Origin of the sequence: Methanosarcina sp. KYL-1, assembly GCF_024372725.1 — an archaeon.
GTDB lineage: Archaea > Halobacteriota > Methanosarcinia > Methanosarcinales > Methanosarcinaceae > Methanosarcina.
Genome location: NZ_VOUA01000016.1, coordinates 17,929 through 40,300, shown reverse-complemented (window position 1 = coordinate 40,300; position 22,372 = coordinate 17,929). Strand labels below are relative to the sequence as shown.

Sequence of the window (22,372 nt, the reverse complement as noted above, 5' to 3'; positions counted from 1 at the left end):
GCCCGCCACCCTTTAAAAGAACTCATCAAAAAACTCATACTAGTTCAGGAACTGGCGGAACTTTCCTTTTATGTTCGTTTCTCTCAATGCGCTTCAGGACCGAGACGAGCTGCTCTTCGGAGAGGAGGAGGGCTTCCCTGATGCTCAGGGGACTTGCGTCCATTTCAAGCATCCTGAGGACTTCATCAACGGTTACGTAAGGCATTCCAAGTTCGGCTTCATCGGTCTGCCCCGCCCAGAGCCCTGCGGTGGGCTTTTTGTTTATAATGGACTCGGGGATTCCGAGGCTGCGGGAAAGTTCCCAGACCTCGGTCTTATATAGTCCTCCTATGGGCTCGGTGTCGACGCCCCCGTCCCCATACTTGGTGTAGTAGCCCAGAAGGATCTCGGTTTTGTTTCCGGTCCCCATTACCATGCGGTCCAGCTGGTTTGCATGGAAATAAAGAAGCGACATCCTGATCCTTGCCTTCAGGTTTCCCCTTGAGAGCCTGTCTGAAGATTCGCTTTCCGGGACCGCATCCATGAACGCCCGGATAATCCCCGAGATATCAATTGTCCTGAACTCAATCCCGAGCCAGTCTGCAAGGGTTTTTGCATCTTCAATGTCTGCGGCAGGAGTAAGGCCGGATTCGGGCATATGGATTCCCAGAACCTTATCCGCCCCAAGGGCTTTTGCTGCAAGGGTCGCGGTAAGGGCGGAGTCGATGCCCCCGCTGATGCCCACCACAGCTCCGCTTAACCCTGCTTTGTTTACTTCATTCCGGATAAAATCAATAATCGTATTCTGCGCTCTTTTAAGGTCCATGCTCTCAAATTCCTGGATTCGCGATAATATATGTTGAAAAATATATGAAAGTCAGATGCTGTAAAACCATTTTATAGTAGTACGTAAGCCGTATATAATAATCCTGCGTGGAAAACGTAAGGAGGGTAAACTTATTTAATAAATAGAGGATATATTGGGGAAATATAGCACGTTTATTATAAAATATGCACCCTTATTCGGTGACAGGTATCTTTGAAATAAAAGAAGCATATAATATAGATAGCAAATAGAGCAAAATAGAGCCCGAATCTCGCAATCCGGGAATTTCAGGAAAAATTATTAGATACCGTTCATTTTACGGCTTACCAGATAAAAATTACAATCAAAAAGACAACTATTTTCGGGATGACCCATGGACGAAATACAGTTGAAGGTTGAAAAGGCATATCCTATTGACCTTGGCAGAGGAATCATACGGCTTGATCCGACAGCGCTGCTGAAACTTCAGCTCTCGCCTGGCGATATTGTGGAGATCAGGGGAAAGAAAAAGACCACCGCAAAAGTCTGGAGAGCAGACCGGCAGGACTGGGAACAGGGAATCGTACGGATTGACAACTTCATCCGGCAGAATGCCGGAGTCTCCATCGGAGAGAGGGTCAGTATCAAAAAAGTGGAAGCACCTGAGGCAAAAAAGCTCATCCTGGCGCTTCCTGAGAGCATGACCCAGGCCGGGGGGCCTGAGCTTCAGTTCGGGGAACACGCAAACGAGATTATAAAGCGGCATATCCTGAAAAGGCCCGTTTTTAAGGGGGATATCATCCCGATAATCAATTCAATGGCGCAGCCCATGACGGAGTCCCTGACCACAAGTCAGGTGATCCCGCTGGTCGCAGTCGAGACCGATCCGACGAACACCATTGTCCTGATAACCGAATCCACGGCTATTGAACTCCGTAAAAAGCCGGTCCAGGGCTACGAAAAAGTAGCCAGGGGCGTCACCTATGAAGACATAGGGGGCCTTGGCCAGGAGATCGTGCGCGTAAGGGAAATGATAGAGCTGCCCATAAAACACCCGGAGCTCTTCCGCCACCTGAACATTGAGCCTCCTAAGGGGGTCATCCTCTACGGCCCACCGGGCACCGGAAAGACCCTGATAGCAAAAGCCGTTGCCAACGAAACCGGAGCAAGTTTCCACTACATTGCAGGCCCCGAAATTGTAGGGAAGTTCTACGGGGAAAGCGAGGAAAGGCTTCGGAAAATTTTTGAAGAGGCTACCCAGGAAGCTCCTTCGGTCATTTTCATCGACGAAATCGATTCCATTGCCCCAAAGAGGGAAAATGTGACAGGGGAAGTAGAAAGGCGCGTTGTTGCCCAGCTCCTGACCCTTATGGACGGAATGGAAGAAAGAGGGCAGGTGGTTGTGATCGGGGCCACGAACCGTGTGGACGCCATCGACCCCGCGCTTCGGAGACCAGGCCGCTTTGACAGGGAAATCCATATCGGAGTCCCTGACACAAAAGACAGGTATGAGATCCTGCAGATCCACACCCGCGGCATGCCCATGGAAAGGGACGAAGAACCCGGAGCTGCTGAAGTTGCAGAAACCGAAGTTGAAGCCGAGGAAGCTGCAAGGGAAAAGAAAGAGAAAGAGAATAGGTACCTGATGGACCTGGCAGAGCGGACCCAGGGCTTTGTGGGTGCAGACCTGCTCGCCCTCGTACAGGAAGCTGCCATGCGCTGCCTCAGGGAAAACCTGCCTGACCTGGACCTGGAAAAGGAAGCCATCCCTCCTGAAAGGCTTGAGAAGATCACGGTAAGCAAGAAGAACTTTGAAGATGCCCTTATGGAAACCGAGCCTTCGGCCCTGAGAGAGATCTATGTGGAGATGCCCTCCGTAGGCTGGGGAGACGTGGGAGGCCTTGAAGAAGCAAAGCAGGCGATCATCGAATCCGTGGAATGGCCCATAAAGAGGCCTGAGAAGTTCATGCAGATGGGCATAAAAGCCCCAAAGGGAATCCTGCTCTACGGCCCGCCAGGGACGGGAAAGACCCTGATAGCCCAGGCTGTAGCCAGGGAGTGCAACGCCAACTTCATCAGCGTCAAGGGGCCCGAGATGTTCTCGAAATGGCTGGGTGAGTCGGAAAAAGCAATCCGCGAAACTTTCAAGAGAGCCCGGCAGGTTGCCCCATGTGTGATTTTCTTTGATGAAATAGACTCCATTGCCTCCATGCCCGGAATGGAATCCGGGGACAGCAGGACTTCGGAGAGAGTGCTGAACCAGCTCCTGACCGAGATGGACGGCCTGGAGACCCTCAAGGACGTGGTGGTTATTGCCGCAACAAACCGCCCTAACCTCCTGGACCCCGCAATCATCCGGCCCGGCCGCTTTGACCGGCTGGTCTTTGTAGGTGCCCCTGACCGCACGGGCAGGATCAGGATCTTCAGGATCCATACAAAGGGCACACCTCTGGCCGAAGACGTTGACCTTGAAAACCTTGCAAATATAACTGAAGGGTATGTGGGTGCCGATATTGAGTCCATCTGCAGGGAAGCTGTGATGCTGGCTCTTCGGGAGAACTTCGACGTGGAGAAGATAGAGATGAGGCACTTCAGGGAAGCCCTGAAAAAGGTTAAGCCCACTCTCACCGAAAACATAACCCAGTTCTACCAGAAGATAGAAGAGCAGTTCAAGGGTGGACAGAAGCCTGCCGAACCAAGTGCTTATATAGGATACAGGTAAGAATTTAAAGGAGTAACTCTTAAAAGGAAAAAGTCTTTAAAAAATCTATTTAAAGAAGAAACAAATCTTTAAGAGTGGAAAAAGCCCGCGTTATTCAAGCCCGCATTATACCGAGGACGGAGAAACGATAAAAATGTCGAAAATATTTGCAAGGAACCTTCTCTTCAACAAGCAGGTGATGGCCACAGACGGAACGGAGATAGGAACACTGAGCAACATTGTAGTGGAAATCAAAGGCGGACGCATCATTGACCTGATGGTAACCCCGAATGTTAACCTCGACATCTCAAGATACAAAAAAGAGGATACTTATATACTCCTGCCCTTCGATTCCGTGAGTGCCATCAAGGACTATATCATCATTGACAAGATGAAAGCCAGGGCATAATTGAACCGGAAAGAAAGGAAAGTGATCTCCTTTCCTTTCATATCTTGTTTTCTTTTTCATTCCATATTTCTTTCAGCCTAGAGGGACTTTTCTTTTAATTCGTGCTATTCTATGTTTGTTGTATCCTGAAATTTTGTTGTATCCTGAAATGATTTCGCAAATTCAAAACCGCTGGATAGTTCGATGCATGATACAATAGCTGGCAGTTGGAATGGTGCTTATGGCAAATATAATTAGATATTTATGAGGGCTGGTCCCCATAGCTAACTCTACGCCCTGAGGCAGAGAACTTCACATGAAACCTACTTTCTGTTACGGACGCATGGAGTAAGGAGTTTGAGGTATGCGCGCCACATCCCCAGCAAAAGTAAAACATGACCCGGGATCAGGACCTGAGATTTCAAATAAAATGTAAGCCACTGTTATCGCCTTAAGGCTCAGGGGCATCGAGAATGCAAAACCGTTTACCATATATAATTCAGGCCGCCGCGCTGTTCATGGTGCGGACCAGCTATGCAGGGGTTTTGAAGCATTATTGTTTTGCATTTAGGAGCAATAAGTATGGATGTGAAAATGAAAGGTATTGTAAGAGTTGTACCATACGATCCCGATTGGAAAAATGAATTTTCGAAAATAAAAGCAATGATTTCTGACTGTGTCGGAGACCTTATAATCAATATCGATCATGTTGGGAGCACGGCGATTGAAGGTCTTGCTTCAAAACCTATCATTGATATTGATGTAGTCATTGATTCGTATGATGTTTTTCCCGCTGTGAAAGACAGGCTTTCAGAAATTGGGTTTGAACATGAAGGAAATTTAGGTGTTGAAGGCAGAGAAGCTTTCAAAAGAACCTTTATAGACGAATTTCTGCCGTATCACATGTATGTATGTCCAAAGAATGGTAAAGGGCATCTTGAGCATATTGCTTTCCGTGATTATTTAAGGAATCATCCGGAAGCCGTGAAAACTTACGGAGAACTCAAAATTAGATTGGCTGAACAGTTTAGAACTGATATTACAGCTTACGTAAATGCAAAGCATGAATTTGTACAAAGCATTCTTAAAAACGTAAATAAAGAATAACTGTACTTGGAGGCAAATTAAATATTTTTTTGAGTAGAACGCCCGGCAATTGCGAATTCAAGGCAGTGCCGTCCATCAAATTTAATTATTTTTGAAACTATTTTTGAAACTATTTTTGAAACTATTTTTGAAACTATTTTTAAATCCATTCCTTAGACTCCAGGAATTCAAAGGCTTCCACTGCCCCTTCCCCGAATCCTGCTTTTGTAACATAATCAGCAACCTTTTTTATATCTTCATCCCCGTTCCCGACGGCAATTCCAAAACCCGCAGCTTCAAGCATCTCAACATCGTTTGCGGAGTCACCTATAGCTACAAAGTCTTTCGGCTCAAGCCCCATCATCCCTGCAATTTTTACCAGGCCGGTGCCCTTATTTATTTTCCTGCTTTTGATATGGATTGCATACTTGGTATCGATGATTTCCACATCAAGAGGCTGGGTTTCCAGGAGACCCCTGGCTTTTTCAAGGTCAAAATCCCGCCTGAGGGCTATCTCGGTTTTCCGGTAGAAGGGGTCAAGTTTTGTGAGCTTGAAATGTTCGGAAAGAAAAGAATACGCTTTTTCGCATTCTTCAAGGCTTTCTTCGAAGGCCCCGTTCAAGTCGTAGCGGACTGTAACAGCCCCTCCGTTTTCGGCAATCACGGCTCCTTCCAGGCCGATAAGCTTTGAGGCAGTCCGCGCATAACATAAAATATTTCCTGTTGCAAGGACCACAGGGACTTTGAGGGCACGGATCTTCCTGACAGCCCCCAGGTGGAGTTCCCTGGCTTCGCAGGTGATCGTCCCGTCTATGTCAACAACAATAGCTTTGAATTTCATTGAAAAGAGATAGAACGGGGAGAAATAAAATGTTTCCCCGTTCCAAATATTCAAATTTTCAACTGGAAATTAATTTTTTACTGGTCCATGAGCCCTGCGGTTGTGACGGCTACAATGGCTTCCCCTTCGGGAAGGTTGGGAGAGTCCACCAGGCGGATGATCCTCTTTTCCCCTTTGGACTTCCTGAGATAAAGCCTGAAGGTTGCGGTGTGCCCCACTATGTGCCCTCCGACGGGCTTGGTCGGGTCTCCGAAGAAGGCATCGGGCTTTGCCATGACCTGGTTTGTAACGACCACACAGGAGTTGAAAAGGTCTCCGAAACGGAGCAGGCCGTGCATGTGCTTGTTGAGCTTCTGCTGCCTGTCTGCAAGGGTGCCACGTCCCACGTACTCCGCCCTGAAATGAGCCATGAGGGAGTCTACGATCAGCAAACGAACGGGTTTTTCCGAGTCCTTGAGTTCGTTTGCCAGGTCCGTTGCAGAGTCTACTAGCAGCATCTGGTGGTTGGAATTGTATGCCCTTGCCACGTGAATGTTCTGCAGGAATTCTTCGGGGTTCAGTTCCATACCGTATTTATCGGCCAGGCCCTGTACCATCTGGGTGATTCTTTCCGGCCTGAAGGTATTTTCGGTGTCAATGATGATGACTGAGCCGTTTAAGCCCCCGTGTTCCCTGTCCATCTGGACATTCACGGCAAACTGGTGGGCCAGCTGGGTCTTTCCTGAACCGAATTCACCGTAAAGTTCGGTAATGGCCTGGGTCTCGATGCCCCCACCCATCATTTCGTTAAATTCCGTACAGCCGGTGGTCAGTTTCCCCACCAATTTCCGCCTTTCCAGCACGACATCCCCCGTCTCAAAACCTCCGATGTCAGCAGCCTGTCTTGCGGCATTAATGATCTTTGCAGCCGTCGACTCCCCGATTTCGGCTGTTGTTGCAAGTTCGGCAGGGGAGGCTACCGCCACCGCCTCGACAGTGTTAAATCCGGCTTCCTTGAGTTTTTCTGCAGTTGCAGGGCCAACTCCGGGCAACTCTTCCAGTGCTATTTCGCTCATTAAGGATAACTCCGTTAAGATGCACATGTTTGCATAAGGTGCATAACAGTTGCTTCCCTATTGTCTTGCAGGTATATAAAGCTGGAGGGGGCGGGGTGAAAGTATTCACCGAGACCCTGGAAACACAATCAAGAGGCAGAAAAGGCATGACAAAAGAAAAAGAAAAAATAACGGGAAATAACGGGAAATAACAGGAAATAACAGGAAATAACAGGAACAAAACGGGAACAGAACGGGAACAGAACGGGAACAAAATGGAAAAACAAAGAATAACATGGAAAAAGTAAGGCATATTTCACATGGAGATATTTCACACGGAGAGATAGTTGAAAAGAAGAAAAAGAAGAAAATGCTTCTAAAAAACTGAAAAAAACCAAAAACTTCTTTTTACTTGATATAGTATCACCCATCATGCCAAAGGTTGCTGTAGGCGGTACTTTTCAGTATCTTCATGATGGACATTCCAAACTTATAGAGAAAGCATTTGAGGTAGCCGGGGATGAGAAAGTCTACATAGGGCTCACCTCGGATGAGATGCTACGCAAAAACCACAATGTTGACGATTATGAAACCAGAAGGTCCCGCCTGCTGGCGTGCATAGAAAAAATGGGAATCACGGCAGAAAAATATGAGATTACCAAACTGAACGATCCTTACGGCCCCACCCTTGAAGACGACTTTGATTACATCGTTGTCTCCCCTGAGACATATCCCGTTGCCCTCAAGATCAACAGCATCCGGGAAGAAAAAGGGAAAAAACCCCTGGAAATCGCATACGTAGAATATGTGATGGCTGAAGACGGGATCCCGATCTCCTCCACGAGGATCGCAAAAGGGGAAATAGACCGGCACGGCAGGTTAAAAAAAGAACCGTGAGTAGCAGAAGGAGTCCGTATTTCCGGAGGCCGTTTTCTAAATAAATGTCTCTTTTTCAGATGGCACTTTTCTCCCGATGCCACTTGATTCAATTACCGCTTTTTTCATATGTTCACGGTTTTCAACAAGTATAAATCGGGATAGGGTTATAAACTGCTAGCATGCCAAGAGAATTTACAAAAAAGGACATTGAGATTTTCAACAAGCTAGCCCCGGAAGCCGGAGGAGAAACCTATTCCAGAGAAGCAGGACACCGTTTCCCCTTCATCCTGCGTCCCATCTCACACAAATTTGCCGAGTCTCCGGAAGACTTCAGGGAGCGGCTGGAAAGGCTGGACCCGGAGGAACTTGACTATCTTGTAGGGCTTGCCCTTGAAGGAAAAGAAGACATCCAGTCCCTGGACGAAGACCTCGAAGAATTTGTAGCCGTTGTAGCCGAAAAGCTTCCTCCCGAGAGGACAAAGGAGCTAAAGAACTTCCTCGGGGTTGTCTGAATCACCGGACTGTCCGAAAGAAAGAAAGCTCAACCTCAAATCATGCAGGAGTGAAGGAGAAACTTACAGCCTGCTGAAGTTCTTAGATAAACTTTTGGAAAAACATGCCGCCTGAAAAACTGTTATTCGGAACCGCCGGGGTCCCGGGGAGTGCAAAGGGGAAAAACAGCACTTCAGGGATTGAACGCATCCGGGAACTCGGCCTTGAATGCATGGAGCTTGAATTCGTGCAGGGAGTACGGATGAGTGAAAAAGGGGCAGAAAACGTCTGGGAAAGTGCCTCAAAAGAAGGCGTGGCCCTCAGCGTCCATGCGCCTTACTACATCAACCTGAACTCCCCTGAAGAAGAGAAACTTAAGGCAAGCGTAGAAAGGATTTACCAGGCTGCAAGGATAGGCAGCCTCTGCGGGGCTGAGTCCATTGTGCTGCATGCAGCCTTCTACCAGAAGAGCAGCAAAGAAAGCACCTATGAAAAAGTCTCAAAAGCCCTTCGGGAACTTACAGGGCAGCTTCTGGACGAAGGAATCCCTGCGGTCCTGCGCCCCGAGACGATGGGCAAACGCACGCAGTTCGGCACCCTTGAAGAAGTGCTTGCCTTAAGCTCGGAAATAGAGGGCGTCAGGCCCTGCCTGGACTTTTCCCACATGCACGCAAGGGAAGGAAAGGAAAATTCCTACCCGGAATTTACGGCAATCCTCTCAAAGGTGGAAGAGGCCCTGGGAAAAGAAGGGCTTTGCAGCATGCATATGCACGTCTCGGGGATCGAATACGACCGGAACGGAGAAAAAAAGCACCTGCTCCTTAAAGAGTCCGATTTCAATTACCCCGAACTTATGAAAGCCTTAAAGGATTTCAGGGCCAGAGGGCTGCTCATCTGCGAGAGCCCTTCCCAGGAAGAAGACGCCCTACTGCTAAAGAACTGCTACCAGTCTATTTGAGAAAATTGTCTGAAGGCAAAAAGTAAAAGTGGCCAAAAACAGGCCGAAAAAGAAAGATAAGAAAGAAGAAAAATCACCGGTGACGGACACGGTTCATGTCCGGAAAACTTCCACGGAATCCTCAAAGGCTTCAATCCACGGAAGGCCTTCTTCCTTATTGAACACGCCCACGTTTAACTCGATCCCGCTCATTTCCACATACTCGCGGATCCGCTTGAAAGCATGTTCGACCATGCCACCGCCTGTCAGGATCATGCAGCGTTTCCCGCAGAGGGCGGTCAGGATGGACTTATCTATCACCCCTGTGGTGACGTCAAGGAAGATGCCGTCCTCTTCGGCCAGCGTCTTGCTCTTTTTGCCCATGGCACCCACGAAGGTGATGTCCCCTTCCTCAATAAGGTGGAGGATCTCGGGGTAGGAATAACTGTCCGTGTCATAGAGCAGGATTCCCCCTGCCTTGATGCTGCGGCGTTTCAGCTCCACAATGGCTTTTCCTTCGGGATGGATATGAAGGACTTTTGCATTGACAGCTTCATAAGGAGAATTGGGGGAGTACTCCCCGTAAAGGATTCCGAGGTTCAGGGTATCTCCTTCCCGGATTCCTGGCGGGGCGTCAACCCACATCAATTCGGGAGGCCGGAGTGCATTTACGAGCTCGGGAAGCGTTTTTGGGGACTGGTACCCGCACGCAAGGCCCCTTCTTTCAAGTTCGTGGTAGACCTCCAGAGAGGAGGGCTGCCTCAAACCGGCAAGTTTCAGGAGCTCGGTCTGCCTGAAGAGTTCCTCAGGAACGCCCTCTCCGATAAGCTCGCTGTTTGACATTAGGTAAACGTAGTCCGACCAGCGGTATGCCAGGTCGACATCATGGGTTGAGATGATGATGGTGCTTCCGAAATGGTTGAACTCATTGAGAAGGTCCATGATGTCGTCCGCTCCCACGGGGTCCAGGTTTGAGAGGGGCTCGTCAAGGACGATCACTTCGGGTTCCATTGCCATTACCCCTGCAATTGCCACCCTCTTCTTCTGCCCCCCGCTCAGGTGGTGGGGAGGCCGGTCCCTGAGATGGGAAAGCCCCACGCATTCAAGTGCACGGTTCACGCAGGCCTCAACCTTTTCCCGGGGGTAGTCCAGGTTTGCCGGGCCGAAGGCCACGTCCTGATACACGGTAGGGGCAAAGAGCTGGTCATCCGAGTTCTGGAATACAAGCCCTACGGACTTTCGGATTTCCCGGAGGGACTTTGAATCGTATTTCAAGGGCTTGCCATGGAAAAGGACCTCACCTGTTTCAGGCTTTAAAGTCCCGTTTAGGAGCAGGAAAAGTGTTGATTTGCCGGACCCGTTCTGCCCTACAAAAGCAATTTTTTTCCCCTTTTCGATCTTGATATTGATATCCCTGACAGCAACGGTCCTGTCAGGGTAGGAGTACTTAAGCCCTTTAGTCTCGATAATGGTCATGTTTTTACCTCAGATGACGGATACGCCCCTTGTAAGATAGAGCAGTGCGATTGTGGATAGGAAATACATGGATGTGAGCAGGACCTCTGGCGCTTTGACCGGTTTTCTTGCCTCAAACAACATCATTTTCCCGTCATAGCACCTGGAGTTCATGGATATAAACAGTTTTTCTCCCTGTTCCCAGGACCGGATGAAGAGTGTACCTGTGAGCATCCCGAAGGAATGGAAGGACTTTTTGAAATCTCCGTACCCAAGCCTGACAGTCTGGGCAAACTTTATGCAGAGGGCCATATCCAGAAAAACGAAGATATAGCGATAAATAAGCATGGAAAGCTCGAGAAGGGAATCAGGAAGCCGGGTAGCCTTAAGGACGGAAAACAGCTCGATCATGGGGGTTGAGAGAGCCAGGAAATAAAGGCAGCACATCCCGCTAACGGACCTCGAAAGGACCAGTGATGCAAGTTCTGCGCCGTCTGCCCGGATAGCCAGGGAATAGCCGACAAGATTAAAGGAATAAAGTTCAGCCCCCGAGCCCGAAAAAAAAGCGATTATCAAAACCCCCATCACGGCAAAGCCAAGAGGAGCTGCCAGGAGTTTCAGATAAAATGAGAGCGGGATTTTCCCGAGAAGAAGCGTTGCAAGGCTCATGCAGAGCGCTATGAACAGAGGAGGAATAGGGGAAGTGGCTGAAACTCCTGCAAGCAGGCCGAAAGCTACTATCATCAGCTTAAGCCAGTTATTCCGGGACCTGAGAGGACTCATCAGGGCATAATCATCAAGAATACTTGTCATTGGGGAACCCGCTCCGGATGAATTCAAGTTAAAAAGTAAAAATAATAGACAAAAGATAAAAACTTTCCTTTCCAGAACGGAATGGAAAGTAAACCCTGAAAAGAAATTAACGATAAAAACTCAGGTCATAAAGACCGGGGTTCGCTTTTCGACCGGTTTTTCCCGTCGTTATATCCGATCTCATCTTCATAGCGGTTTTTAGCCCTGTAATACCCGAGGAAGTAGCCGATAATCCCTGCACCGATGGCTGCCTGGAGCCCGAAAAGGAGGCTTTCGATCTCACCGCTTGGTGGTTCCCAGAAAGGTTCTGCATTTGGCTCGTAGGTCCCCCCGGTCAGCTCGTTGATTACGCCTTCGGCTTCCCCGTCAGCCCCGCCGTACTCGGCATCCGTGGTAGAAGACATGTAAAAGAACTGGACTGCAAAGACCAGTAAGATGGCAAGCACGATAAGTTCAAGTTTCCTGCTCATGCGGAAATCCCCCTGAGTTTGCGGACAACCGACTCTTCGATTACTTTCATTTCCACAAGGATATCGCTCTTAAGGTTGACAACATACTTGAAGAGCAGGGCACTGACAGCGCCTTCCATGATGGCCAGGGGCACCTGGGTAACTGCAAAGATCATCGCAAACTTTTCGAAGGATGCAAGGAACCCTCCGACTGGTTCAGGGAACGCCAGGGCAAGTTCTACCGAAGTCGTAACATAGGTCGCCCAGTCCCCGAGAGCTGTGGCCAGGAAGACAACAACGTAGAAGTTAAGGTTTGCTTTCATACCGGCTTTGTAGACCAGGTATGCCACAACCGGGCCCACAATGCCCATGGAAAAGACGTTTGCCCCGAGAGGAAGCAATCCGCCATGGGCCAGGAAAAGCGCCTGGAAGAGCAGCACAATTGTTCCAAGCACTGCGGAAATTGCCGGCCCGAACATGATTGCTGCAATACCTGTCCCTGTGGGGTGTGAGCAACTGCCATTAACCGAGGGCAATTTAAGGGCAGAGAGCACGAAGACAAACGCGCCCGCGACAGCCAGTAGAGGCAATATTTCACGTTTTTCGTTCACCAGTCTGTTCAATTTATAGATGCCGTACATTATCACCGGGATAGATATTGCAAACCAGATCTGCCACCAGGGCGTGGGTAAAAAACCTTCCATTATATGCATTCGATCACCATTAGAAGTATGAATAGAGGGATAACAAGTAAACATTACTGATATTAAGACAAATTAAATTGAGTTAATTAGTAAATAAAGGTTACGGCGAGAAAGAAGCGAGTGCATAAGGACTTATATAATAAGTTTATGGACCTTAAGATTTGCGATAAGAAAAGGCCTGGAGAAAAAACAAGCAAACTTGAATAATAAAAGATATAAAATGCAAAATATATTATGCATATTTTGAATAATTAAAGGAAAAAAATACGAGTCTTTGGGCCTCATTACAGCGGCAAGAGAAAAAAGAGTTGCCTGAAGGGCAGGGCAAAAGCAAATTTTCCCCCATAAAAAGTAAAGTTGTCCTGAAAATAAGAAAAAATAAAAGAAAAATAAAAATAAAAAAAATAAAAATGGAGGTTATATCCGCATATAGTCCCGTTTTGTGACCCGGAAGATAGGTCAAAGATGGCAGTGCAAAGCAAAGCAAAATCAACTAAATTTGATTTTACAATTAAATATTGTACCTCGTGATATATATACATGCCGATTTGCTCCCAATATAAAGAATTCTATGAAAAAACACAATGCTGAGAATCAATTTCCCTGAAAAAAGGAAAATAACTCTCCTGAGAGAAAATCCACTTGAGTTGAGAAACAAAAGAGAAAAGGGAGGAAAAACGCTGTTTGAAAAAAGATCAGATTTCCTTTCCCTGTGAGCCTGACTTCCAGAACCGAGATATGACCCAGAAACGAAAAGACCCGGAAACGAAATGACCCGAAGATGAGGACTCACTCACAGGACGGTTCAGAGACCGTGGTTCACATGCGAGACGGCTCAGAGACCATGGTTCAGAAATGCTACCAGATAAGCAATAGCAAAATATCGCACGAACTTACCTGCAAAGACCAGGATGGAAAACAGCTTAAATCGAAGGTTCATGAGCCCTGCAACCATGGTGATAACATCTCCTATCCCGGGGACCCAGGTAAAAAGCAGAGTATAAACCCCGTACCTATTAAAAAGGCGTTCGCTTTTTTTGAGCTTCTCGGGGGAGGGAGAGAAGTATTTTTCAATTGCATCCCTGCCCTTCAAACCTATGTAGTAAGTGGTGCATGCACCAAGATAGTTTCCTATGGTTGCGACCATTACGACAATAAAAGGATTGAAACCTTTGTAGATAAGCGCAACTAACAGTGCTTCCGCCCCGAAAGGAAGGACAGTGGAGGCCAGAAAGCTCAGGATGAAGAGGTTCAGGTAGCCATTATCAATGATAAAGGAACTCAGAAGTTCAAGCATTGTATTGATCCTAAGGGCAAATTTCCTGGATTTGCCGCTTTTTCGGGATTATGGGATTTTTTTCTATTTCATATGCGTTTTCTTTCTTCGTATCCAGGGTTTACTCTTGCATATGTTTTACTCTTACTTATTATCCTGCGTATCGGTAACCATCCTGTATACAAATTATACCGTCCAGCATATCTACTGCCATCCAGCATATTTATATTTGTGCAGGGCTGCACCAAACAACCTGCCGGGAGTCCAGATTTGAGATATCCCTGCCGAACTAGATACGGACAGGGAAAAGAAAAGCCCGGATATGGGAATGCAGGACAGGGAATTCCAGAAAAAGCTAAAAAGATAAGAAAGATAAAAAGTAAAAAAGAAGAAAAGCAGGTTTATTGCTCCCTTCTTTTCCGCAGGACCACGAATGCTGCAGCAAGGATTCCCAGAGTCACCCCAACACTGACAAACGGAGCTTTTTCCGTGACCTCATAGGTCCCGCTCAGGCTCCCGATTTCAACGGTGTATGTGCCGGGCTCTTCTTCCACATGGGAGAACTCAAGCACCTGGCTCTCTTCCGGTTCCAGGCTTACATTGCCGGAATCCACTGCCTCTCCGTTGACCAGCAGTTCGACCTCGGATTCACCCGGGGCGTTTCCGTTGTTTACGACATCTACCTTGATGGTAACGGCAGTCCCGGCTTCAACCGAAGCAGGCTCGATTGTCAGGTTTGAAAACACAAAATCCTCTCTGTGTTCCTTTACTTCAACCGTTGTCTTCCCTTCTTCGTACCCCGATTTTGTGGCATTTATCACGTAGGTACCCGGCGTGGTCACCCAGTAGGAAACGGTACCCTTTGCATCCGTCTGTTCTTCAATTTTCTCCCCGCCGAAGAAAACATCTGCTCCAGAAACCGATTTGTCTTCCACGGAATCCGTAACTTTTATGCTGATCTGGTCCCCTTCCAGAATGGTTTCCGGAGAGACAGCGAGTTTCAGTTTAAGGACACCTTCCCCGACAACATCCACGTCCTTGCTCCCGGAAACGTAACCTGCCTTCCTGGCAAAAACCGTGAAGCTGCCTTCATTTTCAGGCGTGTAAGTGAGGGTCCCGTCGTCTCCCGTAGTTCCTATGTATCCATCTTCGAAGAACACTTCAACGTCACTTACCGCAACATTCCTTGCCGTAACCAGGATTTTTACTTCCTCTCCGGCCACGAGGACATCGGGCATGTCGATTTCCAGCTGGTCTCCCTCAGCACTCTCAAGCTCGACAAAGGGATAGAAACGCAGGACAGAGGCATCTGCAACCCTGAACTTGACATTGCCCATAATGTCAATGGTATCGTCCCTTGAAAGGGAGATAGAGTCCGGATTTTCCATTGTTATCCCCGAACTGGATATCGAGCTTATTTCCATTTCCTCAAAGGAATCCCCGTCCTCAAGTTCCAGATAATCGTCCGATATCTGGAAAATACCTTCCACAAACACGGCATCGACTTCCTGCCCCCTGAACACGGTACTTACATGGACCGCGATCATGGGCACATTTTCAGCCCCTCCTATATCGGCCTCGTAGATATAGTCCCCGTTCTGGGAGATCACTCCGGTATCCAGCTGTTTTCCGTCTTTATAAAGCTCGAAAAGGACTTTCTCGCCGCTAACGTCGATCTGCGCCACCTGGAGGGAGTAGCCATTTTCAAGGGCAAGAGAAGAGCCTGTATAAAGAGACTTTTTGTCGTCTTCATCAATCAGGACTTTTGAAAGGATGTTGTCCGAAAGCACACTTACCCCCCCGGAATTGCCTAAAGTTTCCTCGGGGTATCCTGCGAAGTACTTCTCGGCAAAAAAGCCTATGACCTCATAACTGCCCCAGGCTTCCCGCTCGAATTCCACAAGTGCAGGTTTTGTGGTGTAGACCAGCATCTCATCATCAATTGTCCTGCCATCGAGTTCTTCGATTACCAGGCTTTCCGTGGACACGTTTTCATCAATGCTGTAATAGAAACCTTCGAAGTTAAACGGAGTCCAGGCAAGAGTCTTAAGGTTTTCGTCGTAGACCGTACCCCTTAACTCGTATATCCCGGGCTCGGACACCTCAACCACGGGAGCAAAGCGGAGTTCATCGGCATCAGCTACGACAAAGCTGAGCTTTCCCATGACATCGACGGTGTCTCCTTTGCTGAGGGATATGGAATTTTTATTCTCCATTTCTATTCCTGAGCTGGAAATGGAACTTACCTCAAGCTCTCCGAATTCGTCCCCCCCTTCGATTTCGAGGTACTCGTCCGAGATCTGGAAGACCCCTTCAACGAAGACTGCATTGGTTTCCGTGCCGCTGAAAATGGTGGCAAAATGAACCGCAATTATGGGCACATCCTCAGCGTCCCCAAGGTCCGTTTTATAGACGTAGTCATCCCCCGAAGAAAGAAAAGCATCATCAACAGTGTCCCCGTCCTTTTCAAGCCTGACCCAGACCTTGTCCCCTTCCAGGTCGACCTCCTGGATATTCAGGGTATAGCCCTCTTCAAGCAGGAGGGAGGAACCCGTATAAAAAGAACGTTTCTCATCATCATCAAACAGGACCTTCGAAAGCTGCCCGTCCGAAATCACACTGATGTCGTCTTTTACAAACCCGGAATTTTCCGTATAGCCTGCAAAATAGCGCTCCGCCATGAACCCTATGACCTGGTAAGAGCCCCAATCACCATATTCGAACTCTGTTTCTATAGGTTTTGTTTCGTACTGCAGCTTTTCCTTTCCGATGGACCGGCTCCCTTCAGTAAGCTGGACTGTCAGGTTTTCCGACCCTTCTCCGGTATCCAGGTCGTAATAAAAGCCCGAGTAGGTCTGAGGCGTCCACGTATAGTTGAGGCTCTGGCCGGTATTTTCATCCCAGATACGGTCTCCGACCGAACCAGAAGCTGCAGCTGCGGACCCGCACAGTAACCCGAAAATAAAAATCAAGCACAATATTTTTGCATAATTTTTAATCCCCAATCTAAAACCTCCTTTGTACTTTCAATTCGGGAGGCTGTAAAGAATATCTCCGATATCCGAAGATGCCAGAAGCAAAAACCCGGAGAATGCCCCGGATATTCCCCTGAATTAGAACTGCCCCCCTAACCTGAGAATATGCAAAATAATTGTTTTAATGTTATAATAATTTTTTCAGGTATTATACATTGGGATAGCTAAAAAAATTAGTCTGATAACTGATAAGTACACTGTGATAACCAAAAAGGGCACCCGAATGACTTAAAAATATACCGGGACAACCAAAAAGAGCAGCACGGTGACTAGCACGGTGACTAATGGAAGAGTTAAGGAAAAAATACAGGATTCAATTTAAATTAATGCGCTAGCCGTCACAACCTGAAAATATATTTATCCATTATATTTTGTGCTTCTTTTAGAGAGAAACATCATATTTTTTATTTTAATATGGAGAAGCGCCGCCAGGCAAGCTGGCGGAAGCATTCCTATCGACACCTGGACTGAAATACGGTTTGTGGGGTCAAGGTATGGGTCAAGGGATAGTACTTCCCAGGCAAACTGGTGGCGGTATTCTTATAGCGCTTAGTTTCATTTGTTAAGGAGTTTCTTGTAGAGTACGAACCAGGGGTTGTCCAGAAAACCGATGATGTTTTTGCTGATAAGCTGCCCTATGACAAGGGGGACAACAGGCATCACGCCGTAAAATGCGACAAAGACGAAGATGAGGGAGTCCAGGGTCAGGTTGACGATGTCGCTTGCACTTGAGCGCAGCCAGATGTAGGGGTTGAGCATCGTGCCGTGCTTGAAGTTTTCTTCCCTTTTTGCAAAGCGTTTCTTGAGGGATGCAAAGATCCAGGCATCGAGGTTTGAGCAGACCAGGAAGGAAATCCAGCTTGCAAAGGTAATCCTGATGCTCAGCCCGAAGAGGCTCATCCAGGCATCTTCAAGCTCGAAAAACGGTGCAGGGGAAAGGGTGGTTGCCATGCCTATGAAGAGCACGAAGAGAACCTGGGTCGCAAAGGCTATGAGGATGGAGATATGCGTCCTCCTTTCCCCGTAGACCTCGTTGATCATGTCCACGACCTGCGCAATGAAAGGATAGATGAAAACGGCTGCAGGGGCAAAGAAGGAATAAAAGCCCAGGTCAAATACGATTATGCGGGTGGCAAGTACCTGAGACGCCAGGAGGTAGACCACATAAAAAGCGGTGAGCACGGTAAAGCCGTTCTCGGGCATTTTTTTAATAATATAAACGGATGCATATGTGGCAATTGTAAGGGTGACAATCCAGTATAACCAGACAAACATTTTTAATCACAACCGGGTTTTATGTAACTTAGAGTGGGAATCGGGGATTAGGGAAAAAGAATAAAACTGATAAACTGAGGGGCTTCAAATCAGGGAGCTATAGATATTATTCATTTTATTTAAAGTGTACAGGAATCCCGGGGTCATACACAGGGATTCCTTGAACCGCCCGGGGATAGGACCGGTTCAGAGGACACAGAGATGTGAAAAAAATTCCTGCCTTTATAAATTCAGCGGAAAATGCACAAATTATAAGTTTCAGGACATGATTTCTGACCTGTAGAATCAAGAGTTCTTACAGATCAAAATCTCTACAGAACCAGAATCTCCGTAGAACCGGAATATCTGTAGAACAAAATATCCGTAGAACTGGAATATCTGAAGAACAAAGTCCCATAGAATCAATACCAGACCCGTATAGTCAAAAAACACATGGAGCCGTCCCCGGCATGGAAACAAATAACAACATTTCCGAAGAGTTGAAAAGTGCGGTGCTTGAGAAAATAAAACCTACCGAAGCTGAAAGAAAAAAGCTCCTGGCTGTCCAGGAAGAGCTGGCCTCGGAGGTTAATGAAGCCGCAAGGAAACTGGGCGTCCCCGGCGTATTTGCAAAGATGGTGGGTTCGGCTGCCAGGGGCACCTGGCTTTCGGGTACTCACGACATTGACGTATTCATAAGTTTTCCGGAGGAAACGTCGAGGCAGGAACTGGAAACCCGGGGCCTGGCAATTGCCAGGCATGTGGCAAGGTTTTCAGAACATGCCGAAGACCGCCACGCCGAACACCCCTACCTGAACATCATATTCAAGGGCTATGACGTGGACCTTGTCCCCTGCTTCAGGGTAGCCTCGGCCTGCCAGCTCAAGTCCGCAGTGGACAGGACCCCGTTTCATAATGAATTCGTAAAGGCCCGCATAAATGGATGCGAAGACGATGTGCTGCTCATGAAGCAATTCATGCGGGGCGGCGGGGTCTACGGCTCGGAACTGAGGACCCGGGGCTTTTCGGGCTACCTGACCGAGCTGCTGGTCATCCACTACGGCTCTTTTGAAAACACTATCAAAGCAGCTTGCTCCTGGAAGCCGGGGGAAAAAATCGACATTATGCAGCATGCCGAAATCGAACACGATGAACCCCTGGTCATGGTTGACCCGACAGACCCGAAGCGAAACGTTGCAGCCGCCCTTTCCCTGGACAAATTCTGCATGTTCATCGATCACTGCCGGGAGTTCCTTGCAAACCCCGGAATTGAATTCTTTTTCCCCGAACCTCCCCTGCCAGTGGAAGACTCCGAAATTCTCGAGAAGCTCAACCGCCGGGGGACCGGGCAGCTTGCCATTGTCTTCAAAACCCCGGACGTCGTGGAAGACGTACTTTACCCTCAGCTCTACAAGATGGAAGAGGCTGCCTCAAACCTCCTTAAGGAACACGATTTTTCCATGGTCAAAAGCGGAGTCTGGTCAGGGGAAAACGAAAGCGTCCTTATTCTCGAGCTGATCTCAAACAACCTCCCTAACGTCAAAAAGCACGTAGGCCCCCCCGTCTGGGTAGAGAGCCATGCCGAACGGTTCAAGGCCAGGTACGAGAAGGAAATGAAGGAAAAAGACGGGGACGTGTTTGCAGGCTACATAGAAAACGGGAAATACGTCTATGAAATCCGGCGCAAGTATACCTCGGCAAAAGAGGTATTAGAAAAGCAGCTCAAGAACTGCTCCCTCGGAAAACACATACAGAAAAGCGTAAAAGAGGGCTTCGAAGTCCTTGAGGACGCCGGGATCTGCAGGCTGAAGGACCCGGATTTCAGGGTTTTTTTGAGGAAATGGCTGTGAAGAAAGAAAACAGCCTTTCCTCACTTAATTCCTTATTTACGGTTTTTGAGCCGAATTTACCTATTATAATCAATTATCTACCTGTTTTTAAACCTTTTTTACCAGTTTTTGAGCCAATTTACGTTTTAATAAAGGGAGACGAACCCCTCAACCCTTTTCTGGTAAAAGAGGTACTGCTGGGCATACCCGCAGTAATGCCCGAAATATTCCCTGCCCCAGTCTCCCATCCTGCTGAGGCTTGAGCAGTCATCGAAGAAATTATCATCGATGTGGTAGTGCTGGATGATCTGCCGGATGTGGGTATCCACCGGGAAGGCTTCCATTTTTCCGAAAGCGAAGAGGAGGACGCAGTCAGCAACCTTTTCCCCTATGCCCCGGACCCTCATGAGGCGTTCCCTGGCATATCGGTATTCCAGGCGGTTGAGGGCTCTAAAGTCCAGTTCCCCGGAGAGCACTTCCTGAGCTGCGGATTTTATGCGCTCGGTCCGGAAACCCAGCTTGCATTTGTCAAGCATGGAGAGGTCCGCATTTGCCAGGGCTTCCGGGGAAGGGAAACTGCGGTATCCGGCTTCGAGCTCTTCTCCAAAAAATTTGCTGAGTAGATGAATCCTTTTCTGGATTGTGGGGATGCTTGAGGCTGTTGCGAGCATGTAAGAAATAAGGCATTCCCATGGGTCCTGCCGGATAAGGCGCAAGCCCCTGTACCTGTTTATTGCCCTGTCAATAAGGAGGTCCCTGTTGATGCTTTCATAGATCGAGGGCAGGTCGTCATCCAGGCGGAAGTAGTACACAAAAAACTCAGGAGGGAGTTCAGAATCGATAAGCAGCTCCCCGCTGTCTTTTTCCTGAGAAAGCCGGACCACGTGGTCTCCGACAACGCCAGTCCACCAGTCCCCCTCCCTGTCCCAGCGGAATACCTGTCCGCAGTCAAGGGTGTAGTCCAGGTTGAAAAGTTCGGGCTTAAACCTGTACATCAAGTTCGAGCCTCCTCAAAAATGTCCCCGATGTAAGCGTATCCCCAAGGCCTACCGTTGTCACCGGAGATTTTGAAAGCAGTGTGGGAAGCATGCAGAGCATGTACCCTCCATAGAGGGCAAAAGCCCCCCGCCGGAAAGCCTGTCCCCCAAAGGCGTCAAGGAAGCGGGAAAGCTGTTCCCCTCCAAAAACGCTCTCTTCAAGTTTTTCAGATTTGTTTTCCACAAACTCCCTACCGTCCAGCCTGCCGGTTGCAGCATACACGCCCGCGCACCTGACCCCGAATTCAAGGGCTTCGAGTTCCTTTTCAGCCTCCTGTAAGAGGGCAGGGGCTTCGACACGGCCAGGGTCCACTGCAACTGCGGACAGCACAAATTCCCTTGTATGGACCAGGAGTTTTCGGAGCCCGGGCCCGGAAGCAAGGCCTGAAGCTGCTTTTCCCACGGATTCGGCTTCCATGCGCCGGATTCCCTCAGGCGGAACTCCGTGCAGGTCGTGGAACACTGCAAGCTCGTCCTCGTTCATTCCCATGCTGTAGGAAATCCCGGCAAACCTCAAAAAAACGGTCCTGGCAATTTCCCTGCTCCCGAAATGCCCGAATTCCAGATGGATTCTGAGTTTTTCGTTTGCCCCTTTCCAGGCCCGGAGCCGGGCAAGGGCATTATCAAGAAGCTTTTCATAGCTGCTCCCGTCAGGGTAGGTCTCAAGCAGGAGGTGAAAACCCGAGATAAGGGCGCCGTCAATCTCTCCGGCATGCCGGAGGGCATAGGCTTCAAAGGCAGGGCTGGTAAAAAGCCTGAAATTGAGCTGGTCACAGGTCGCTATAAAGCGGTTTTCCCGCGGGACAGTGACCCGGGTCCCGTAAAGGGAAAAACTGTCCCCTCCGGAAAAATCAAAGACGAAATGGATAGGGTCCTGGTCCGGAAAAGCCGCTTCAGCTGTATTCCCACCCCCTGGACTTTCCGGCCCCGAAGAGGGCAGAACGTTATTGGGGAAATACATGTTCTTTCCGGAAAAAAGGGAAAGCTGAGCTTTCGAAGGGACGGCAACATTCGGGACGACCAGGGAAGCCCCGATTTCCGACAGAGCATTTGCCATTATCCCGGCGTTTCCCCCCATCCTCACAAGGGACTTTTCGAAATAGCGTTCTTTCAGGAACTCAAAAACTGAACGCTGAAAAACCAGCCATTCAGCTCCACACCCATTTTTCATGCAATAGGCAAGCCCGGCCACAAAATCGGAAACACTCTCGATCCTGCCCGGAGGGTTTTCTATTTTATCCAGGATTTCGGCGCTCTCGAAAGACTCCAGAAGCTCGGAGAGCTCGGTTCCGCTGATCCTGTACACCGAATCGATGTTCACGTTATAACCGCAAAGTATCTTCATCTTACCAGGTCCTTTTTCGTTTTCAGGGCACGG

At 48.4% G+C, this 22,372-nt stretch carries 21 protein-coding genes; 8 read left to right on the top strand and 13 right to left on the bottom strand.

The window, feature by feature from the left end; translation table 11 throughout:
- Positions 1–34: 34 nt before the first annotated feature.
- Positions 35–823 carry an NAD+ synthase gene (locus tag FTO70_RS11420; protein ID WP_255335921.1) on the bottom strand — a complete coding sequence of 263 codons (789 nt, stop codon included), beginning with the start codon at positions 821–823 and terminating at the stop codon, positions 35–37.
- 355 nt (positions 824–1,178) lie between these two features.
- On the opposite strand from FTO70_RS11420, the gene FTO70_RS11415 reads away from it, so the two are divergent.
- The 3 genes from FTO70_RS11415 to FTO70_RS11405 all read left to right on the top strand — a co-directional run bounded on the left by FTO70_RS11415 (position 1,179) and on the right by FTO70_RS11405 (position 4,980).
- Positions 1,179–3,506: a CDC48 family AAA ATPase gene (locus FTO70_RS11415; protein ID WP_255335882.1), complete on the top strand. Its 2,328-nt coding sequence runs from the start codon at positions 1,179–1,181 to the stop codon at positions 3,504–3,506.
- Positions 3,507–3,639: 133 nt separating this feature from the next.
- A complete protein-coding gene (locus FTO70_RS11410) occupies positions 3,640–3,894 on the top strand; it encodes a PRC-barrel domain-containing protein (RefSeq protein ID WP_255335881.1) in 255 nt (84 codons plus the stop codon).
- Between the two features lie 561 nt (positions 3,895–4,455).
- A complete protein-coding gene (locus tag FTO70_RS11405) occupies positions 4,456–4,980 on the top strand; it encodes a GrpB family protein (RefSeq protein ID WP_255335880.1) in 525 nt (174 codons plus the stop codon).
- Positions 4,981–4,997: 17 nt separating this feature from the next.
- Here FTO70_RS11405 and FTO70_RS11400 read toward each other — a convergent pair whose 3' ends face one another.
- The 3 genes from FTO70_RS11400 to radA form a co-directional block, all read right to left on the bottom strand.
- Complete coding sequence (locus tag FTO70_RS11400; protein ID WP_255335879.1) at positions 4,998–5,129, bottom strand: hypothetical protein; 132 nt, start codon at positions 5,127–5,129, stop codon at positions 4,998–5,000.
- Positions 5,120–5,800: a phosphoglycolate phosphatase gene (locus FTO70_RS11395; RefSeq protein WP_255335878.1), complete on the bottom strand. Its 681-nt coding sequence runs from the start codon at positions 5,798–5,800 to the stop codon at positions 5,120–5,122. Before FTO70_RS11395 ends, FTO70_RS11400 begins: the two co-directional genes overlap by 10 nt.
- Positions 5,801–5,877: 77 nt before the next feature.
- Positions 5,878–6,855, bottom strand: a complete 978-nt coding sequence (gene radA, locus FTO70_RS11390; RefSeq protein ID WP_255335877.1) for a DNA repair and recombination protein RadA — start codon at positions 6,853–6,855, stop codon at positions 5,878–5,880.
- Between the two features lie 411 nt (positions 6,856–7,266).
- On the opposite strand from radA, the gene FTO70_RS11385 reads away from it, so the two are divergent.
- The 3 genes from FTO70_RS11385 (at position 7,267) to FTO70_RS11375 (ending at position 9,163) form a co-directional block, all read left to right on the top strand.
- Positions 7,267–7,731, top strand: coding sequence for a phosphopantetheine adenylyltransferase (locus FTO70_RS11385; RefSeq protein WP_255335876.1), 465 nt, complete (start codon positions 7,267–7,269; stop codon positions 7,729–7,731).
- Between the two features lie 161 nt (positions 7,732–7,892).
- A complete protein-coding gene (locus FTO70_RS11380; RefSeq protein ID WP_255335875.1) occupies positions 7,893–8,225 on the top strand; it encodes a hypothetical protein in 333 nt (110 codons plus the stop codon).
- 104 nt (positions 8,226–8,329) lie between these two features.
- Complete coding sequence (locus tag FTO70_RS11375) at positions 8,330–9,163, top strand: TIM barrel protein (RefSeq protein WP_255335874.1); 834 nt, start codon at positions 8,330–8,332, stop codon at positions 9,161–9,163.
- A gap of 93 nt (positions 9,164–9,256) precedes the next feature.
- Here FTO70_RS11375 and FTO70_RS11370 read toward each other — a convergent pair whose 3' ends face one another.
- The 4 genes from FTO70_RS11370 to FTO70_RS11355 form a co-directional block, all read right to left on the bottom strand.
- A complete protein-coding gene (locus FTO70_RS11370; protein WP_255335873.1) occupies positions 9,257–10,618 on the bottom strand; it encodes an energy-coupling factor ABC transporter ATP-binding protein in 1,362 nt (453 codons plus the stop codon).
- Between the two features lie 9 nt (positions 10,619–10,627).
- Positions 10,628–11,410 (bottom strand): cobalt ECF transporter T component CbiQ, encoded by a 783-nt coding sequence (gene cbiQ, locus FTO70_RS11365; protein ID WP_255335872.1) that lies wholly within the window; start codon positions 11,408–11,410, stop codon positions 10,628–10,630.
- A 125-nt stretch (positions 11,411–11,535) separates the two neighbouring features.
- Complete coding sequence (locus FTO70_RS11360; RefSeq protein ID WP_255335871.1) at positions 11,536–11,880, bottom strand: energy-coupling factor ABC transporter substrate-binding protein; 345 nt, start codon at positions 11,878–11,880, stop codon at positions 11,536–11,538.
- Positions 11,877–12,572: an energy-coupling factor ABC transporter permease gene (locus FTO70_RS11355; RefSeq protein ID WP_255335870.1), complete on the bottom strand. Its 696-nt coding sequence runs from the start codon at positions 12,570–12,572 to the stop codon at positions 11,877–11,879. Before FTO70_RS11355 ends, FTO70_RS11360 begins: the two co-directional genes overlap by 4 nt.
- 299 nt (positions 12,573–12,871) lie before the next feature.
- On the opposite strand from FTO70_RS11355, the gene FTO70_RS11350 reads away from it, so the two are divergent.
- Positions 12,872–13,009, top strand: coding sequence for a hypothetical protein (locus FTO70_RS11350; RefSeq protein WP_255335869.1), 138 nt, complete (start codon positions 12,872–12,874; stop codon positions 13,007–13,009).
- Positions 13,010–13,398: 389 nt separating this feature from the next.
- Here FTO70_RS11350 and FTO70_RS11345 read toward each other — a convergent pair whose 3' ends face one another.
- The 3 genes from FTO70_RS11345 to FTO70_RS11335 all read right to left on the bottom strand — a co-directional run bounded on the left by FTO70_RS11345 (position 13,399) and on the right by FTO70_RS11335 (position 18,149).
- The gene (locus tag FTO70_RS11345; protein WP_255335868.1) at positions 13,399–13,860 is read right to left on the bottom strand and encodes a YqaA family protein; all 462 of its coding nucleotides are present in this window, start codon (positions 13,858–13,860) and stop codon (positions 13,399–13,401) included.
- 380 nt (positions 13,861–14,240) lie between these two features.
- Complete coding sequence (locus FTO70_RS11340) at positions 14,241–16,844, bottom strand: S-layer protein domain-containing protein (protein ID WP_255335867.1); 2,604 nt, start codon at positions 16,842–16,844, stop codon at positions 14,241–14,243.
- Positions 16,845–17,429: 585 nt separating this feature from the next.
- Positions 17,430–18,149: a queuosine precursor transporter gene (locus tag FTO70_RS11335; RefSeq protein WP_255335866.1), complete on the bottom strand. Its 720-nt coding sequence runs from the start codon at positions 18,147–18,149 to the stop codon at positions 17,430–17,432.
- A gap of 449 nt (positions 18,150–18,598) precedes the next feature.
- Between FTO70_RS11335 and cca the strand changes: the two genes are divergently transcribed.
- Positions 18,599–19,978, top strand: coding sequence for a CCA tRNA nucleotidyltransferase (gene cca, locus FTO70_RS11330; protein WP_255335865.1), 1,380 nt, complete (start codon positions 18,599–18,601; stop codon positions 19,976–19,978).
- 125 nt (positions 19,979–20,103) lie between these two features.
- Here the strand turns inward: cca and FTO70_RS11325 are convergent, their stop codons facing one another.
- Complete coding sequence (locus FTO70_RS11325; RefSeq protein WP_255335920.1) at positions 20,104–20,952, bottom strand: DNA-3-methyladenine glycosylase; 849 nt, start codon at positions 20,950–20,952, stop codon at positions 20,104–20,106.
- Positions 20,939–22,339: an ADP-dependent glucokinase/phosphofructokinase gene (locus FTO70_RS11320; protein ID WP_255335864.1), complete on the bottom strand. Its 1,401-nt coding sequence runs from the start codon at positions 22,337–22,339 to the stop codon at positions 20,939–20,941. Before FTO70_RS11320 ends, FTO70_RS11325 begins: the two co-directional genes overlap by 14 nt.
- Between the last annotated feature and the right edge of the window lie 33 nt (positions 22,340–22,372).